This is a genomic window from Nocardioides sp. zg-1230, assembly GCF_013155335.1.
In the GTDB taxonomy this organism is placed as follows: domain Bacteria; phylum Actinomycetota; class Actinomycetes; order Propionibacteriales; family Nocardioidaceae; genus Nocardioides.
This window is the reverse complement of record NZ_JABJQZ010000001.1, coordinates 1,095,099-1,111,580: the sequence shown is the minus strand read 5'-3', so window position 1 is coordinate 1,111,580 and position 16,482 is coordinate 1,095,099. Positions and strand designations below refer to the sequence as shown.

The following is a 16,482-nucleotide window of genomic DNA, read 5'->3' as shown; positions in this document are numbered from 1 at the left end:
GAGCCTCACCTTCGTTGCGGGAAGCACCCCCGCGAGCAACGATCGGGACGTGAGCCTTGAGATCGGGACGGACGAGGACCCCCAGCACTTCCACGACGAGCTGGGCGACCACGTCGGCACGCGGCTCAACTGGCTGCGGGCCGCGGTGCTCGGCGCCAACGACGGCATCGTCTCCACCGCTGGCGTCGTGATGGGCGTGGCCGGCGCCACCGACGACAGCGGCGCGATCGTCATCGCGGGCATCGCGGCGCTGACCGCAGGCGCGTTGAGCATGGGCGCGGGCGAGTACGTCTCGGTGAGCACCCAGCGCGACTCCGAGAGGTCGATCCTCGACCTCGAGGCCAAGGAGCTGCAGCAGATGCCGCAGACCGAGGAGCGCGAGCTGGCCGCGATGTACGTCGAGAAGGGCCTGTCCCCGAAGACGGCCGAGAAGGTCGCCCGCGAGCTCACCGAGCACGACGCCCTGCGCGCGCACGCCGACATCGAGTTCGGCATCGACCCCGACAACCTGACCAACCCCTGGCACGCCGCGTGGGCCTCCATGCTGGCCTTCACGGTCGGCGCCCTGCTCCCGCTGCTGGTCGTGGCGTTCGTGCCCGACGGGGTGCGGATCCTGGTCACCGTCCTCAGCACCGTCGCCGCGCTCGCGCTCACCGGGTTCGTCAGCGCCCGGATCGGCTACAGCCCGCGCCTGCCGGCCGTCGTGCGCAACGTGTCCGGCGGAGTGCTGGCCATGGGTGTCACCTACCTGATCGGCATGCTCGCCGGCACCACGGTCGGCTGACCCGGCCTCGGTCAGCCCCGCTCGGCCACCGGACCGGTGGACCCGCGCAGCACGAGCTCGGGGGCGAAGAGGTACTCCCGGGACGCGACCGGATCGCCGGAGATGGCGTCGGCGAGCGCGGCGACCGCCGTGCTGCCCATCTGCGCGACCGGCTGGCGCACGGTGGTGAGCGGCGGGTCGAGGAAGGCCACGAGCGGGGAGTCGTCGAAGCCGACGACCGACACGTCACGGGGTACGTCGAACCCGGCGGCGCGCGCCGCCCGGATGGCGCCGATCGCCATCATGTCGGAGCCGCAGACGATGGCCGTGGCGCCCTGCTCGAGCAGCTGGCCGGTGGCCGCCGCGCCGCCCTCGACGGAGAAGATCGTCTCCGCGATCCACGACCGCGCCTCGGTCGCGGTCAGGCCGAGGTGGGTGCCGAGCGCGTCGACGAAGCCCTCGTGCTTCCTTGCCGACGGCATGAACCTCGCCGGCCCGATCGCCAGGCCGATGCGGCGATGCCCGAGGTGGGCCAGGTGAGCGACAGCGATGTCCATCGCCACGCGGTCGTCGGCCGAGATGAACGGCGCCGGGACCCCGTCGACGTACCCGTTGATGAAGACCACCGGCAGCCCCCGGTCCAGGAGGACCTGATAGCGCTCGTGGTCGGCGCGGGTGTCGGCGTGCTTGCCCGACACGAAGATGATGCCGGCGACGCCGTGGTCGAGGAGCGACTCGACGTACTCGTCCTCGGAGAGGCTGCCGGGCGACTGCGTGCAGAGCACGGGCGTGAAGCGGCGGCGCGCGAGCGCGTCCTCGATCACCTGCGCGAACGCCGGGAAGATGGGGTTCTCCAGCTCGGGGACGACGAGGCCCACGAGGCCCGCCGAGCGCTGGCGAAGGTGGGTCGGCCGCTCGTAGCCCAGGACGTCGAGGGCGGTGATCACCGACTGGCGCGTCCCCTCGCTGACGCCCGGCTTGCTGTTGAGCACGCGACTCACGGTCGCCTCGCTCACGCCGGCCTCGACGGCGATCTGGGAGAGGGTGGCCATGGCGGAATGTAAGCAGCCTTGCAAAGGGCTTGCAAGGTCTTTCAGATTCTGAATGTTCTTGCTAACCTCCGGTGACCGTCATCACAAGCGTCCACCCGGGCGCGCTTTTCAATGGGAGACATCGATGCGCCGATTCAAGGCCGGCTCCGCCGGGATCGCCGTCGCCGCCCTCGCCCTCACGCTCGCGGCGTGCGGAAGCGACAGCGGTGACTCGGACAGCAACACCGACAACGAGGGCGACAGCAGCTCTGCCGACCTCAGCGCAGAGCTCACCTGGTGGGACACCTCCGACGCCACCAACGAGGCACCTGCCTACGACGAGCTGATCAAGAAGTTCAACGAGGAGTACCCGGACGTCACGATCAAGCACGAGACGGTCCCCTTCGACCAGACGCAGAACAAGTTCAAGACCGCCGCGGAGTCCGGCTCGGGTGCGCCCGACATCCTCCGCGCCGAGGTCGCCTGGACCCCCGAGTTCGCGTCGCTGGGCTACCTCTACGCCCTCGACGGCACCGCGGCCCTGGAGAACAACTTCCTCGAGACCCCGCTCTCCAGCAACGTCTACGAGGGCAAGACCTACGGCGTCCCGCAGGTCACCGACACGCTCGGCCTGATGTACAACAAGGCGCTCTTCGAGAAGGCCGGCCTGGACCCCGAGGCCCCGCCGACGACGTGGGAGGAGGTCCGTGAGGCGGCCAAGGCGCTGAAGAGCAAGGCCAAGGTCGACGGCATCTACCTCAACTCCGGCGGCTACTTCCTGCTGCCCTTCATGTACGGCGAGGGCGCCGACCTCGTCGACGTCGAGGGCGAGGCCATCACCGTCAACAGCCCCGAGGCCGTCACCGGCATCCAGACCGCCCAGGACATGGTCAAGGACGGCACGTCGGTCAAGCCGACCGCCAACGACCCCTACGGCACGATGATGACCCTGTTCAAGGAGCAGAAGGTCGGCATGATCATCAACGGTCCCTGGGAGGTCGCCGGCATCAGCGACGACCCCAACTTCGGGGGCATCGACAACCTCGGCGTCGCGCCCGTCCCCGCCGGCGGTGCCGGCCAGGGCGCCCCGGTCGGCGGCCACAACTACGTCGTCTACTCGGGCATGGACGACGAGAAGGCCGAGGCTGCGGCCGCGTTCATCGCCTTCATGAGCTCGGCCGAGTCCGAGGCCTTCATCGCCGACGAGCTCGGCCTGCTGCCGGGCAACGCCGACTCGTACGACATGGTGACCAACGAGCGCGTCGCGCTGTGGGCCGACGCCATGGAGGTCGCCAAGCCGCGGCCGTGGATCGCCGAGGGCGGCCAGTTCTTCGCGCCGCTCGACGAGATGGCCACCGAGGTGCTCATCCAGGGCAAGCCGGTGCAGCCGGCCCTGGACAAGGTCGCGGAGACCTACAAGAGCGACGTGGTCCCGGACTACTCGGTCCAGTGACATCCTGCTGACCGCAGGGGGCCGGGCCGGGCGACGTCCCGGTCCGGCCCCCTGCGGGAAGCCCCCACCCAGCAGACCTTCTCGACCCCCGGAGACAACGGATGCGCAAGAGCTTCGACAAGCACTGGTACGCGTGGGCGATGGTGCTCCCCACCGTGATCGTGCTCGGTGTCCTCGTGTTCTACCCGCTGGTGCGGGGCGTTCTTCAGTCGTTCACCAACCTCAACGAGTCCAACCAGCGCGACGAGATCTGCACCAAGGTCCTGGGGGGCGAGGAGACCTGCGAGCCCAACCCCGACGCCGCCCAGTTCGTGGGGCTCGACAACTACGTCGACATCCTCACCGGCGCGCAGGGCGACTTCTGGCTGCAGTTCGTCAACACCCTGGTGTGGACGGTCGCCTGCGTCGCCTTCCACTTCGGGCTGGGGCTGGGCCTGGCCGTGATGCTCAACCGTGAGTTCCGCTTCCGCGGCTTCTACCGGGTGGCGCTCATCCTGCCGTGGGCTGTGCCGTCCTTCGTGGCGGCCTTCGCCTGGCGCTTCATCTTCGACGAGCGCTTCGGGGTCATCAACGGCGCCCTGCGCGCGATCGGCCTCGACCCGGTGTCGTGGTTCGAGCAACGCTGGACCTCGCTGTTCACCGCCATCGTCGCCAACGTCTGGCTCGGCGTCCCGTTCATGATGGTGGCCCTCCTCGGCGGGCTCCAGTCGATCAACGGAGACCTCTACGAGGCGGCCGAGATCGACGGCGCGTCGTCGTGGCAGCGCTTCGTCAACATCACGCTGCCGGGACTTCGGCCGGTCAGCTCGACGGTGATCCTGCTCGGCACCATCTGGACCTTCAACATGTTCCCGATCATCTACTTCGTCACCCGCGGCCAGCCCGCCGGTGAGACCGAGATCCTCGTGACCGGCGCCTACCGTGCCGCCTTCGAGGGAATCCGCGACTACTCGTTGGCCGCGACCTACGGCGTGCTGATCCTCTCGATCCTCGTCGTCTACGCCAGCGTCTACAAGCGCATGCTCGCCAAGCAGGGAGAGGTGTTCTGATGTCCGGCATGTCCGCGATGCCGCCCGCCGCAGTCGCGGCCGACCCCGTCGAGACCGTGGCCACCTCGCGCGCGCCCCAGCGTCGTCGCAGCGAGCGCTCGCCCCTGGCGAGCGTCGGCCTGCACGCCACGCTGATCCTGGCGACGTTCTGCGCTCTGTTCCCCATCGCGTGGGTCGTGCTGAGCTCGATCAAGCCGGCCAGCGAGATCCGCCGCTCGGAGATCGCGCTCTTCGCCAGCCCGACCCTTGAGAACTACCGGACGCTGCTCACCAGCACCGACTTCCCCTACTGGTTCCTCAACTCGGTCATCGTCGCGGCCTTCACGATGGTGTTCGGCATCGCCATGTCCGCCACCGCCGGCTACGCCCTGAGCCGCTTCAACTTCCCGGGCAAGCGCGGCCTGATGTGGACCTTCCTGCTCACCCAGATGTTCCCGGTCGCGATCCTCATCGTGCCGATCTACACGATCATGGCGAACCTCGGGCTGATCGACACCAAGGCGTCGCTCATCATCGCCTACCTCACCGTCGCGGTCCCGTTCTGCGCGTGGATGCTCCGCGGCTACTTCGACACCATCCCGCGCGAGCTCGACGAGGCGGCCGCCCTCGACGGCCTCGGCCCGTTCGGCACGTTCTGGCGCGTCGTCCTCCCGCTCGCGCGCCCCGGCATCGCCGTGACGGCGTTCTACACGTTCCTGACCGCGTGGGCGGAGGTGGCGTACGCCATCGCCTTCATGCAGAGCAGCAGGAACTACACGCTGGGCGCCGGTCTGCAGCAGTTCGTCCCGCAGTTCAGCCCCCGCTGGGAGCTGCTCACCGCCGGGGCCGTGCTCGTCACGCTCCCCGCGGCGATCGTCTTCTTCTTCGCCCAGCGCCACCTGGTGGCGGGGCTGACCGCCGGCGGCACGAAGGGCTGAGCGTCAGCCGAGCGCGGCGACGATCTCGTTGACCTTGTCCTTGGCGTCGCCGAAGAGCATCTGCGTGTTGTCCTTGAAGAACAGCGGGTTCTGCACGCCGGCGTAACCGGTGGCCATCGAGCGCTTGAACACGATCACGTCGCGGGCGTTCCAGACCTCGAGCACCGGCATGCCGGCGATGGGGGAGCCGGGCTCCTCCATCGCGGCCGGGTTGACCGTGTCGTTGGCGCCGATCACGAGCACGACGTCGGTGTCGGGAAAGTCGTCGTTGACCTCGTCCATCTCGAGCACGATGTCGTACGGCACCTTGGCCTCCGCGAGCAGGACGTTCATGTGCCCGGGAAGGCGGCCGGCGACGGGGTGGATGCCGAAGCGGACGTCGACGCCCTTGTCTCGCAGCTTCCTCGTCATCTCGGCGACCGGGTACTGCGCCTGCGCGACGGCCATGCCGTACCCGGGGGTGATCACGACCGAGGACGCGTGCGCGAGCAGGTCGGCCACGTCGTCGGCCTTGATCTCGCGGTGCTCGCCGTAGTCGCGCGCCTCCCCGGAGACGGTGCCGTCGGAGCCGAAGCCGCCGGCGATGACGCTCACGAACGAGCGGTTCATCGCCCGGCACATGATGTAGCTGAGGATCGCACCCGACGAGCCGACCAGCGCGCCGGTGACGATCAGCAGGTCGTTGCCGAGCATGAAGCCCGCCGCGGCCGCGGCCCACCCGGAGTAGCTGTTGAGCATCGACACCACGACGGGCATGTCACCGCCGCCGATCGCGGCGACGAGGTGGAAGCCGAGCACGAGCGCGAGGACGGTCATGATCGCCAGCGGTGCCATGCCGACCCAGCCGTCGCTGAGCATGAACCACACCATCAGCACGGCCGAGCCCACGAGGATGGCGAGGTTGAGCAGGTGGCGTCCCGGCAGCACGAGCGGCGCGGACCTCATCCGCGCGCTCAGCTTGAGGTTGGCCACCACCGAGCCGGTGAAGGTCACCGCGCCGATGAAGACGCCGATGAAGACCTCGGCGTTGTGGACCGCGTCGGACTCCAGCCCGACGGCGCCGTGCGCCGAGGCGACCTCGATGTAGGTGTTGTAGCCCACCAGGACCGCGGCGAGGCCGACGAAGCTGTGCATCATCGCGATCAGCTCGGGCATCCCGGTCATCTCGACCCGGCGGGCCAGGCGGATGCCGATCACCGCGCCGATCGACCCCATCACGAGGATGATCGCGAGCCCGACCTGGATCGGTGTCTTGTCGACGACGAGGTCGTCCGTGAGCTGGTCCAGGACCAGCAGCAGCGTGGCGACCAGGGCGAGAAGCATGCCCGCCATGCCGAACGCGTTGCCCCGCCGGGCCGTCTCGTGCTTGCTGAGGCCGGCGAGGGCGAGGATGAACAGCAGCGCCGCGAGGATGTAGGCGCCCGACACGAACTCGACCACGGCTCAGCCCTTCTGGAACATGTTGAGCATCCGCCGGGTGACGAGGAAGCCACCGAAGACGTTGATGCTGGCGAGCAGGATGGCCACCCCGGCGATCACCTGGACCGCGACGTTGTCGATCGGTGCCTGCAGGATCGCGCCGACCACGATGATCCCGCTGATCGCGTTGGTCACGCTCATCAGCGGGGTGTGCAGGGCGTGGTGCACGTTGCCGATGACGTAGAAGCCGATCACCACGGCGAGGACGAAGACAGTCAGGCTCGGCAGGAAGCTGGGCGGGGCCAGTGTCGCGAGCGCGAGGAAGACCACGGCGGCCAGCCCGGCGGCGTACAAGCGGCGGCGCGGGTCGGGTGGCTCCTTCTCGACCACCGGTTCCGGCTCGACGGGCGCGGCGGCGGGAGCCGCGGAGACCTGCACCGGCGGGGGCGGCCACATCGTCGCCCCGTCACGCGTCACGGTGATGCCGCGCTGGACGACGTCGTCCATGTCGAGGGTGAGGACGCCGTCCTTGCCGGGGGTGAGCAGCGTGAGGAGGTTGACGACGTTGGTGCCGTAGAGCTGGCTGGTCTGCGCGGCCAGCCGGCCGGCGAGGTCGGTGTATCCGAGGACGGTGACGCCGTTGGCGGTGACGACGCGCTCGTCCTTCACGGTCGCGGCGACGTTGCCGCCGTTGGCCGCGGCCATGTCGACGACCACCGAGCCGGGCCTCATCGCCGCCACGGTCTCGGCGGTGATGAGCAGCGGGGCGGGCCGGCCGGGGATGAGCGCGGTGGTGATGACGATGTCGGCGGCGCGCGCCTCCTCGTCGTACATCGCGGCGGTGGCGGCTTCCTGCTCGGCGGTCATCTCCTTGGCGTAGCCGTCGGAGGAGACCTCCTGCTCCATGTCGACGGTGACGAACTGCGCGCCCATCGACTCGACCTGCTCGGCCACCTCGGGGCGTACGTCGAACGCGCGCACGATCGCGCCCAGGGAGCCCGCCGCGCCGATGGCCGCGAGGCCGGCCACGCCGGCGCCCACGACGAAGACGCGCGCGGGCGGCACCTTGCCGGCCGCGGTGACCTGGCCGGTGAAGAGCCGGCCGAACTCGTGCGCCGCCTCGATCACCGCGCGGTAGCCCGCGACGTTGGCCATCGACGACAGCACGTCCATCGACTGCGCGCGAGAGATGCGCGGGACGGCGTCCATCGCGAGCCCGGTGACCCCGGCGGCGGCCAGCCGCTCGACCAGCTCGGGGCTGCGGGCGGGAGCCATCAGGCTGATCACCGTGGCGCCCGGGCGGAGGCGGCCGACCTCGTCGTCGGCGGGTGCGTTGACCTTGACCACGACGTCGCTGGACCAGACGTCGTCGCTCGTGCCGACCGCGATGCCCTTGTCGGCGAAGGCGGCATCCGGCTGGTCGGCCGCCACGCCCGCGCCCTGCTCGACCACGACGTCGTACCCCAGAGCGGCGAGCTGGGAGGCCGTCTTCGCCGTCGCGGCGACGAGCGTCTCGCCGGGCCGGGACTCGCGGGGGATGCCGATGCGCACTGCTGCCTCCTGGGACGTGGCGGGACGGGCGGCTGGATGGTCGGGCCGGGCACAACGTACCGAACCGACCACCCCTCCCACCGGTGTCTCAGGTGACGGGGGTCACGTTCACCGCAGGTCGAGTGCGCTCGCGGTAGTAGTCACCGAAGGGCTGCGCACTCGACCTCGGGCTGTGGATGAGCCGAGCGGCGAGGGACCCCATCGCCCCAGACTGCGGCGATGGGGGATCGACAGTGGAGGGGGCTCGCCGAGGTGCAGGCGGGCCTGCTGAGCCATCGCCAGCTCCGCGAGCTCGGCGTGTCTCGCGGGCAGGTCCGCAACCACGTACGCGTCGGGCGCTGGGCGGCCAGGTCCGGCGAGGTGGTCAGCACGACGACCGGACCGCTATCGCCCGAGCAGGCGCTGTGGCTCGGGGTGCTCCACGGTGGCACGAGCGCGATGGTCGGGGCGCTCAGCGCCGCAGGTGCGCGGGGCCTCAAGCGTTGGGATCGCGACGAGATCACGATCCTGGTGAGCAACCCGATGAGCTTCGACCCGCTCCCGGGGTACCGCTTCTTCCGCACACGGCGACCCTTCACGATGCTGGTCGGTGTGGGCGAGCTTCCCGTGTGCCGTCTCGAGCCCGCGGTGCTGATGTTCGCCGCCCACGAGCCACACCTGCGAACGGCTCTCGGGGCCGTCGCCGCGACGGTGCAGCAGCGGCTCACGACCGCCGAGAACCTGGTCGACTGGCTCGACCGACTCACCCCGCTGCGCCGGTCGCGGGACCTGCGCGACCTGCTGTCGGACGTGGGCGACGGCGCCCACTCGATGGCGGAGGTCGACCTGCGCAAGGCCTGCCGTGACTACGGCGTACAGCCGCCGAGGTCCCAGCGATCACGGACCGACAGCCGCGGCCGTCGGCGCTACACCGATGCCGAGTGGCGGCTCAAGGACGGCCGGGTGCTGGTGCTCGAGGTCGACGGGGGCGTGCACGACGACCCGGAGCAGGCGACGCTCGACCGACGACGCAACCGGCAGCTCACCAACGAGTTGCGGACGGTCGTGCAGTGCTCGGCGTGGGAGCTCCGGCACGAGCCGTGGGAGGTGATGCAGGACCTGCTGGCGCTCGGCGTACCCCCTGCGGGTTGAGTGCGCAGCACCGCGGGGACCACTACCGCGAGCGCACTCGACCCGGTGAGGTCAGTGGGCGACGCCGTAGAGCCGGTCGCCGGCGTCGCCGAGGCCGGGGACGATGTAGCCCTTGTCGTTGAGCTTCTCGTCGAGCGCCGCGGTCACGACGGTGACCGGGACGTCGAGGCCGGCGAGGCCCTTCTCCAGGTTGTCGACGCCCTCGGGTGCGGCCAGCAGGCAGATCGCGGTGATGTCGTCGGCGCCGCGGTCGGTGAGGAAGCGGACGGCTGCGGCGAGCGTGCCGCCCGTGGCGAGCATCGGGTCGAGCACGTAGCACTGGCGGCCCGACAGGTCCTCGGGAAGGCGTTCGGCGTACGTCGACGCCTCGAGCGTCTCCTCGTTGCGGACCATGCCGAGGAAGCCGACCTCGGCCGTCGGCAGCAGCCGCATCATGCCGTCGAGCATGCCGAGACCGGCGCGCAGGATCGGGACGACCATCGGCTTGGGCTGGGCGAGGTAGACCCCCGTGGTCGGGCCCACCGGGGTGGTGATCGGGCGCGGGTCGACGCGCACCTCCCGGGTCGCCTCGTAGGCCAGCAGGGTCACCAGCTCGTCGGTCAGCCGACGGAACGTCGGCGAGTCGGTGTGCTCGTCGCGAAGGACGGTGAGCTTGTGGGAGACGAGCGGGTGGTTCACCACGTGCAGGCGCATGGGGGTCACCCTAGTGGGGAGGGCGCCCGCCGATCGAGACGCCCGAGAGGGTTGGCGGCCTCCCTCCTTTCTGCGACATTGGTGGAGGAGGTGTGGGGATGTCCGAGCAGACCGGCGAGGTCGACTTCGCGCTGGCCGCGTTCCGTGTGGACGGGGCGTGGCAGGTGCAGGAGATCGCCTCGCCCGCGTACGACTCCGTCGACTCCCTCAGCCACGCCCTCCGCCAGGTGGCCCGGGACGAGGGGGCCGTCGGGATGGTCGCCGTCGACGAGGACTTCTTCGTGATCGTGCGGGTCGCCGGCCCGCGCACCCGCGTGCTGCTCTCCGACGTCACCGCCGCCGACGAGTGGGAGCTCGCCCAGTCCGTGATCGACTTCCTCGGCCTCCCACCGCCCGAGGACGACGACGTCGAGGTGCCGGCCGGCGACCTCGACCTCCTCGGCGACCTGGGTCTCCCCGCCATCGACCTCGGCGCCCTGCTCGACGACGTCGAGCTCTACCCTGACGAGATGCTCTCCGAGATCGCCCGCCGCCTCGGTTTCGGCGAGCTCTTCGACGACGCGGTCGGCCTGACGTCTGCATGAGCTGGGAAGCACCCATGCGCCTGGCCCTCGCGGAGGCGCAGGCCGCGCTCGCCGGGGACGACGTACCCGTCGGTGCCGTCGTCCTCGACGAGACCGGCACCGTCATCGGCACCGGGCACAACACCCGGGAGGCCGACCACGACCCGACCGGCCACGCCGAGGTCGTCGCCCTCCGCGCCGCTGCGGCGGCCCGCGGTGAGTGGCGCCTCTCCGGCTGCACGCTCGTCGTCACGCTCGAGCCCTGCACGATGTGCGCCGGCGCCGTGGTGCTCGCCCGGGTCGACCGCCTCGTCTTCGGGGCGTACGACGACAAGCTGGGCGCCGTGGGCTCGCTGTGGGACGTCGTGCGCGACCGTCGGCTCAACCACCGGCCCGAGGTGGTCGCAGGGGTGCTGGCCGCCGAGTCCACCGCCCTCCTCGACGGCTTCTTCGCCCGGCACCGCGCCGGGGCCGCGCCGGGGCCGGCCGCTCGACCCGCCGCCCAGCCCGGTATCTAGGGACGAAATGGGTGGCTCAGGGGCCCCGGGCCACCCATTTCGTCCCTAGATACCCCGGCCCGGAGGGTCGTAGCCTCGGGGCCATGACCGAGGTGCGGCGCGCGACCGTCGAGGATGCCGCGGTCCTCGGGCGCCTGCTGTGGGACTTCAACACCGAGTTCGACAGCGAGACCGACGACGCTGACGTGCTCGCCGCACGCTTCGCCCGGATCCTGGCGCTGCCCGGGATCCTCGCGGTCCTCGCCGAGGAGGACGGCGAGGCGGTCGGCTTCGCCCTGGTGAGCCTCCGGCCGGCCATCTGGTTCGACGGCCCGGTCTCCCAGCTCGAGGAGCTCTACGTCGTGCCCCAGCTGCGCGACCGGGGCATCGGCACGCAGGTGCTCGACCTGTGCCGGGCGCTGGCCCGCGGGCTGGGGTCCCCGGAGATGCACATCGGCGTCGACGAGGTCGACGCCGACACCCGCCGCTTCTACGAGCGGCACGGCTTCCGCAACATCGAGGAGGGCACCGACTACCGGATGCTCTACTACGTCGGCCCTACCGCCTGACCCGCCGCCACCATCTCCTCGACCCCCTCCGCCAGGCACTCCTCGAGCCCCCGGAGGTCGGCGACCGCGCTGGCGTCGACGTTGACGCCGACGCACGCGGTGTCGCCGCAGGTCACGACGCAGACGGTCAGCGCGGCGCCCGGCAGCGGCCCCAGGACGTACATCCCCTGGACCTCGGCCCCGGCCATGTAGCGGCGGCGCGGTGGCCCGGGCAGCGTGAGGACGAAGGCGTCGGGTGCCTCGGCGGTGCGCAGGGCGGCCGCCCCGACGAAGGACGGCATCCGGTTGAGGAGGGGAGCGGTGGCGTCGAGCACCTCGAGGGCGCGCTCGGTGTGCAGCGACAGCACCTCCCCCCGCACGGCGGCGACCCGGTCGACGGGGTCCTCGATGGCGAGCGGCCCGGAGATCAGCGCGCCCGCGAAACGGTTGCCGAGGTCGTCGGCGCGGTCGAGCGAGACGCGCACCCCGACGGGGATCTCGGCGACCGTGCTGCCGCGGCGCGCGTGGTAGCGCCGCAACCCTCCGAGCACCAGCGCGACGGCGGCGTCGTCGAGGGTGCCACCGCCGAGACGCGCGACCTCGCGCAGCGGGCCGAGCGGCGCGTCGACGGTCACGAAGGACCACATCCGGCCGGTGCGCGGCGACAGCTCCGGCGACGGTGGGGCGGCCTGCGTGAGCAGGCGACGCACCGACGCGCCGTAGCGGAGCGTCGAGCTCACCACCCCGCGCGGGTGGGCTGCCGCCGCGCCGAGGCGTCGTACGGTCGACGCCGCGGCCTCGGGCAGTGACGCGACGCCGGTGCGCAGGCCTGTGACGGCCAGGTCGACCGGGTCGGGCTCCGACGGCGCCACGACCTCGTCGCCCACCGGCTTGCGCGGGGTGTGCGCGCGTCGGCCGGACTGGAGCACCGAGAGCAGCTGCACCGTGCCGAGGGGGTCGGCGAGCGCGTGGTGGATCTTGAGGACGTACGCCGCGCCGTCCGGCATGCCCTCGAACAGCACGCCCTCCCAGGGCGGGCGCGTGCGGTCGAACGGCCGCAACGCGATCTGGGCGGCGTGGTCGAGCATCTCCTCGCGGTCGGCGACCCGCTCACGACGCAGGTGGTAGGCCAGGTCGAAGGTCGGGTCGTCGGCCCACGTCGGCGCGGCGGTCGGCACGACCGGCTCGACGACGCGCTGGCGAAGACGGCGTACGAGCCGGACGCCCCAGTCGGTGGCCGCGACGAAGCGGTCCCAGTCGGGCGCCCGGTCGAGGTCGATCACGACGGTGGAGGTCGAGGACTGCACCGGGTGACGCTCGGCGCGCCACAGCAGCGTCTGCATCGACGTCAGCTCAGGCGCGGCCGACCAGGCGCCGACGCCACCCCAGCGCTCGAGGTCGTCGGTGGTCGCGTCGCTCATGACGGCCACCTCGCCAAGGTCTCCTCGAACTTCGTGTGCAGCGCGGCGATGCGCTCGCTCATGTCGTCCACGCTCCAGTCGGTCTCGGGCTCCAGCACGCACACGTCCACGACGCCGGGGTTGAGGACGAGCGAGCTGCGGCGCATCAGCTCGCCGGTGTTGCGCAGCACGATCGGGACGATGGGCACCCCGGCCTGCGCGGCGAGGTGGAACGCTCCCTTGCGGAAGGGGCCCAGCACCGGCGTCGCGGACCGGGTGCCCTCGGGGAAGATCATCAGTGACGTGCCGGAGCGGATGCGGTCGACGACGCCGTCGAGCGTCGCCCGGGCCGACTCGGAGTCGGAGCGGTCGATCCACGCGGGGTCGATGACGACCGAGCCGACGACGGCCCGCGGGTCCCAGCGCGCCTCCTTCTTGGCGACGATGGTGAAGTCGCGCTCGAGGAGCCGGCCGAGGACCGGGATGTCGAGCGCGCTCTGGTGGTTGGCCACGAAGATCGCCGGCCGGTGGGTCCAGAGCCGCTCCTGGTGGAGAACGTCCATCGACACCCCCGCCAGCGCCATCGGCACGTGCGTGGCCAGGCGGATGGCGGCATTGCGCCCCTCCTTCAGGTCGCCGCGCGCCATCCCGTAGGCCAGGCCGAGGCCGACTCCGGCGTTCATGCCGGCGAGCGCGACCGCCGTACGACCCGCGGCGAGCAGCGAGCCGCCGACGGGGTCGCTGAGGTCGAGGACGGGCCAGCCCAGGCGCGCCGCGGCGGCGCGCAGGTCGCGGTGCGGGTTGAGGGCCGTGGGGTGGCCGACGGAGGACAGGAAGGCGACGTCCTCGTAGCCGTTGCCGTAGGCGTAGGACCGGGCGAGGTCGAGGGCGTGCTCGCGGGCGAAGGCGCGCACCCCGCTGGCCTTGTGGCGTCCCCACAGCATCGGACCGTCGGTGGCACCCGTGAACTGTCCATCCTCGACGACGAGCTGGGTGCACACGAGGTGCTCGACGCCGAGGTCACGGGCGACGGGCGCGATCTGGTACTTCGTGGCCGCCGAGGCCACCGCGACCGTGTGGCCGGCGCGCTGGTGCGCCATCACGAGGGCGCGGGACTCACGCCGGATGGTGCCGGCGATCTTGGACCGGAACAGCCGCTCGCCGAGGTCGGCGAAGGCCTCCTCGGACTCGCCGCGCATGGCGGAGAACGCGACGTGGGCGATGCGGGTCGGGTCGCCGCCGAGCTCGCCGTCCACGGCGGTCACGACGGTGCGCAGGAACTCCGCCGGCGAGACGTCGCGGCCCTTGAGCCGGTCGCCGTAGAAGGTGGCGGCCGTGTAGCCCGCGACGAGGGTGCCGTCGAGGTCGAAGAACGCGCCCACCGTGGGCCCCTGCGGTCCTGCCTCGATGGCCTCGATCGCCTCGGTGACCGCGGTGGACAGCCCGCTCACGCGTCCGCCCGCTTCGCCGACTGCTGCGGGACCGGCGGCGGGACGACCTGCACCGGCTCGCCGGCGATCTCGCCGATGATGTTGACCCGGCGCACGGAGTCGCGCAGCTCGGCGGCGAACGCCTCGCGCGCAGACCCCACGCCTTCGCCCCCCTCGAGCAGGCCCTTGTGCCGCGCCAGCGCCAGGGCCGTGCGGAACAGCTCGAGCGAGATGGACTCCTCGCTGGCGACCCGGCGCTGCAGCGCCCACTGCTGCCCGACGGCCAGGGAGTCGGCGAGCAGGTCGGCCTCGTCGACCGGTCCGTCTCCGTGGTCAGCGAGCCGGTCGGCGAGGACGAGGTAGGCGTCGAGGAACGGCCTGAGCACGAGGTGGGCGAGGTGGGGGCGCGCTCCGACGAGGAGCTCGCGGGCCTTGGCCGGCGTCATCTCGGTGACGCCCTCGCCGACCAGCAGCCGCAGCTCGGTGCGCAGGTCGTCCTCGAAGCCGGCGCGGGAGGGGAAGAAGAACTCGAACTTCAGCAGGTCGCGCATCCGCTTCGCCTCCTCCCAGCCCACCTGGAGCTCGCCGCCCGGCGGCAGCTCCGCACCGGGCTCGAGCTCGCTGACGGTCAGCAGGGCGAGCTCACCGATGGCGCGCTCGACGAGGATGTGGATCACGGTGTTGCGGTAGAACGCGGCGACCAGGTGCTGGTCGTCGCCGATCTTCCAGACCGGCTCGGTGCCCTGGTCGTACGCCGTCAGCACGCCGCTGCGGGTCAGCTCGGCGAGCGCCCGGCGGATGGTCGAGCGGTCCCGCAGGTCGGCGGCCCCGGCGACCGGCCAGTGGCGCGCGTCGATGTAGGCGGCGAGCGGCTCGACGGTGTCGAGGACCTCGTCGACGGTGAGCGCGCGGTCGGCCCCCAGCAGGGCGAGCGAGACGATCGCCGTCGTCGTGACCGGGGTGGCGCGGTTGAGGCGGTGGGAGATGTCGAGCGCGACCCGCTCGACCGCCTGGTGGCCGGTCACGCCCTCGGCGGCGAGCTCGGCCATCCGCTCGCGCAGCGAGAACGGCTCGCCGACGGTGAGGTAGGCCCGACCCAGCCGGTTTCGCTGCAGCCGCGCGAACCGCACCAGCCAGCGCCAGTCCTCCGGCGTCTTGCTGGCGCCGCGCGCCTCCTCGGTCATCAGCGAGACCTCGTGGAGCTGGTCGTAGACCACCGACAGCGGGACCACCTGCACGTCGGGGGCCTCCTGGTCGAGCGGCTCGCCCGCGTCCTGGTCCTCGACCGCGTCGGTGAGGTACTTGAGGATGCCGTGGACCGGCGGGCGCAGCTTGCCGGTGCGGGTGCGGCCGCCCTCGATCGACCACGCCAGGTTGCGCTTGTTGGTCACCATCTGCCGGATGTAGGACCGCAGCGCGAGGCGGTAGACCGGAATCTCCTGCGTCGACCTGCGGATGAAGATGAGGCCCGTGCGGCTGGCGACCGTGCCGATCACCGGCAGGTTGAGGTTGGCGCCGCCGAAGGTGTAGGTCGGGGAGAAGCGCCGCGACGACAGGGCGTTGGGGATCACCATCCCGTCGAGGTAGGACCGGTGGCTGAACGCCAGCGCCAGGCTGTGGGCGCGGTCGAGGCGCCGCAGCTCCTGCATGTCGTCCTCGTCCACCAGGACGTCGTACGCCCTCAGGAACCAGTCGCCCATCCGCGCCCAGCCCTGGGCGGTGCGGTCGTCGTGCGCCGCGGCCATCTCGTGGAGGTAGCCCTTGACCTCGTTCCAGACCTGCTCCTCGTCGCGGCCCTGCTCCTCGGCCGCGGCGGCGACCGCGCGCTGGAAGCGCTTGTCGTGCAGCAGCTCGGTGACCTCGCGCGGCGGCGCAGCGGGCAGCCGCTCCCCCACGCTCCGGGGCAGGGCGGCGCGGGCGAGGTCCCGCGCACGACGGACGACGGCCACGGTGCCTCCTTCCCGCTCACGCGCGGCGTGCGCACAGGCGTGCGCCGAAAGTTACCGTCGTACGTCGCCGCTGGCCATGGCTCGCCCG

The 16,482-nt window shown here is 71.5% G+C and carries 15 protein-coding genes; 8 read left to right on the top strand and 7 right to left on the bottom strand.

The genetic code is table 11. The annotated features are described in order from the left end of the window. Positions 1-49 precede the first annotated feature (49 nt). Positions 50-784 (top strand): VIT family protein, encoded by a 735-nt coding sequence (locus HOO61_RS05435; RefSeq protein WP_367650037.1) that lies wholly within the window; start codon positions 50-52, stop codon positions 782-784. Between the two features lie 11 nt (positions 785-795). Here the strand turns inward: HOO61_RS05435 and HOO61_RS05430 are convergent, their stop codons facing one another. Continuing rightward, positions 796-1,815 carry a LacI family DNA-binding transcriptional regulator gene (locus HOO61_RS05430; protein WP_172257560.1) on the bottom strand — a complete coding sequence of 340 codons (1,020 nt, stop codon included), beginning with the start codon at positions 1,813-1,815 and terminating at the stop codon, positions 796-798. 124 nt (positions 1,816-1,939) lie between these two features. Between HOO61_RS05430 and HOO61_RS05425 the strand changes: the two genes are divergently transcribed. From HOO61_RS05425 to HOO61_RS05415, 3 genes are all read left to right on the top strand, one after another. Further along, positions 1,940-3,247 carry an extracellular solute-binding protein gene (locus HOO61_RS05425; RefSeq protein ID WP_172257558.1) on the top strand — a complete coding sequence of 436 codons (1,308 nt, stop codon included), beginning with the start codon at positions 1,940-1,942 and terminating at the stop codon, positions 3,245-3,247. Between the two features lie 101 nt (positions 3,248-3,348). Continuing rightward, entirely contained in the window at positions 3,349-4,296 is a 948-nt protein-coding gene (locus tag HOO61_RS05420) for a carbohydrate ABC transporter permease (protein WP_216658552.1), read from the top strand. Then, positions 4,296-5,213 carry a sugar ABC transporter permease gene (locus HOO61_RS05415; protein WP_172257556.1) on the top strand — a complete coding sequence of 306 codons (918 nt, stop codon included), beginning with the start codon at positions 4,296-4,298 and terminating at the stop codon, positions 5,211-5,213. Before HOO61_RS05420 ends, HOO61_RS05415 begins: the two co-directional genes overlap by 1 nt. Before the next feature lie 3 nt (positions 5,214-5,216). Here the strand turns inward: HOO61_RS05415 and pntB are convergent, their stop codons facing one another. Then, positions 5,217-6,653: a Re/Si-specific NAD(P)(+) transhydrogenase subunit beta gene (pntB, locus tag HOO61_RS05410; protein ID WP_172257554.1), complete on the bottom strand. Its 1,437-nt coding sequence runs from the start codon at positions 6,651-6,653 to the stop codon at positions 5,217-5,219. A gap of 3 nt (positions 6,654-6,656) precedes the next feature. Beyond that, positions 6,657-8,183, bottom strand: coding sequence for a Re/Si-specific NAD(P)(+) transhydrogenase subunit alpha (locus HOO61_RS05405; RefSeq protein ID WP_172257552.1), 1,527 nt, complete (start codon positions 8,181-8,183; stop codon positions 6,657-6,659). A 219-nt stretch (positions 8,184-8,402) separates the two neighbouring features. On the opposite strand from HOO61_RS05405, the gene HOO61_RS05400 reads away from it, so the two are divergent. Then, positions 8,403-9,314 carry a hypothetical protein gene (locus HOO61_RS05400; protein WP_172257550.1) on the top strand — a complete coding sequence of 304 codons (912 nt, stop codon included), beginning with the start codon at positions 8,403-8,405 and terminating at the stop codon, positions 9,312-9,314. Between the two features lie 51 nt (positions 9,315-9,365). On the opposite strand, the gene upp is transcribed toward HOO61_RS05400, so the two are convergent. Next, positions 9,366-10,007: a uracil phosphoribosyltransferase gene (gene upp, locus HOO61_RS05395; protein ID WP_172257548.1), complete on the bottom strand. Its 642-nt coding sequence runs from the start codon at positions 10,005-10,007 to the stop codon at positions 9,366-9,368. A gap of 98 nt (positions 10,008-10,105) precedes the next feature. Here upp and HOO61_RS05390 point away from each other — a divergent pair, with 98 nt between their 5' ends. The 3 genes from HOO61_RS05390 to HOO61_RS05380 all read left to right on the top strand — a co-directional run bounded on the left by HOO61_RS05390 (position 10,106) and on the right by HOO61_RS05380 (position 11,636). Then, positions 10,106-10,591 carry a tRNA adenosine deaminase-associated protein gene (locus tag HOO61_RS05390; protein WP_172257546.1) on the top strand — a complete coding sequence of 162 codons (486 nt, stop codon included), beginning with the start codon at positions 10,106-10,108 and terminating at the stop codon, positions 10,589-10,591. Next, positions 10,588-11,088 carry a tRNA adenosine(34) deaminase TadA gene (tadA, locus tag HOO61_RS05385; RefSeq protein WP_172257544.1) on the top strand — a complete coding sequence of 167 codons (501 nt, stop codon included), beginning with the start codon at positions 10,588-10,590 and terminating at the stop codon, positions 11,086-11,088. The genes HOO61_RS05390 and tadA overlap by 4 nt, the downstream gene beginning before the upstream one ends. Positions 11,089-11,171: 83 nt before the next feature. Next, positions 11,172-11,636: a GNAT family N-acetyltransferase gene (locus HOO61_RS05380; protein ID WP_172257542.1), complete on the top strand. Its 465-nt coding sequence runs from the start codon at positions 11,172-11,174 to the stop codon at positions 11,634-11,636. On the opposite strand, the gene HOO61_RS05375 is transcribed toward HOO61_RS05380, so the two are convergent. From HOO61_RS05375 to HOO61_RS05365, 3 genes are read right to left on the bottom strand one after another with little or no spacing between them, the layout of a single operon-like run. After that, on the bottom strand, positions 11,615-13,036 hold the full coding sequence (locus HOO61_RS05375) for a wax ester/triacylglycerol synthase domain-containing protein (RefSeq protein ID WP_172257540.1): 1,422 nt from the start codon (positions 13,034-13,036) through the stop codon (positions 11,615-11,617). The two genes, HOO61_RS05380 and HOO61_RS05375, sit on opposite strands and share 22 nt — an antisense overlap. After that, positions 13,033-14,466: an HAD-IB family hydrolase gene (locus tag HOO61_RS05370; RefSeq protein ID WP_172257538.1), complete on the bottom strand. Its 1,434-nt coding sequence runs from the start codon at positions 14,464-14,466 to the stop codon at positions 13,033-13,035. The genes HOO61_RS05375 and HOO61_RS05370 overlap by 4 nt, the downstream gene beginning before the upstream one ends. After that, positions 14,463-16,394, bottom strand: coding sequence for a lysophospholipid acyltransferase (locus HOO61_RS05365; protein ID WP_172257536.1), 1,932 nt, complete (start codon positions 16,392-16,394; stop codon positions 14,463-14,465). The genes HOO61_RS05370 and HOO61_RS05365 overlap by 4 nt, the downstream gene beginning before the upstream one ends. Positions 16,395-16,482 lie beyond the last annotated feature (88 nt).

What these genes read in the sequence shown, in the direction of transcription:
- HOO61_RS05430 (WP_172257560.1), bottom strand. Translation starts at nt 1,815, where the DNA reads ATGGCCACCCTCTCCCAGATCGCCGTCGAGGCCGGCGTGAGCGAGGCG.
- HOO61_RS05425 (WP_172257558.1), top strand. Translation starts at nt 1,940, where the DNA reads ATGCGCCGATTCAAGGCCGGCTCCGCCGGGATCGCCGTCGCCGCCCTC.
- HOO61_RS05420 (WP_216658552.1), top strand. Translation starts at nt 3,349, where the DNA reads ATGCGCAAGAGCTTCGACAAGCACTGGTACGCGTGGGCGATGGTGCTC.
- HOO61_RS05415 (WP_172257556.1), top strand. Translation starts at nt 4,296, where the DNA reads ATGTCCGGCATGTCCGCGATGCCGCCCGCCGCAGTCGCGGCCGACCCC.
- HOO61_RS05400 (WP_172257550.1), top strand. Translation starts at nt 8,403, where the DNA reads ATGGGGGATCGACAGTGGAGGGGGCTCGCCGAGGTGCAGGCGGGCCTG.
- upp (WP_172257548.1), bottom strand. Translation starts at nt 10,007, where the DNA reads ATGCGCCTGCACGTGGTGAACCACCCGCTCGTCTCCCACAAGCTCACC.
- HOO61_RS05390 (WP_172257546.1), top strand. Translation starts at nt 10,106, where the DNA reads ATGTCCGAGCAGACCGGCGAGGTCGACTTCGCGCTGGCCGCGTTCCGT.
- tadA (WP_172257544.1), top strand. Translation starts at nt 10,588, where the DNA reads ATGAGCTGGGAAGCACCCATGCGCCTGGCCCTCGCGGAGGCGCAGGCC.
- HOO61_RS05380 (WP_172257542.1), top strand. Translation starts at nt 11,172, where the DNA reads ATGACCGAGGTGCGGCGCGCGACCGTCGAGGATGCCGCGGTCCTCGGG.
- HOO61_RS05375 (WP_172257540.1), bottom strand. Translation starts at nt 13,036, where the DNA reads ATGAGCGACGCGACCACCGACGACCTCGAGCGCTGGGGTGGCGTCGGC.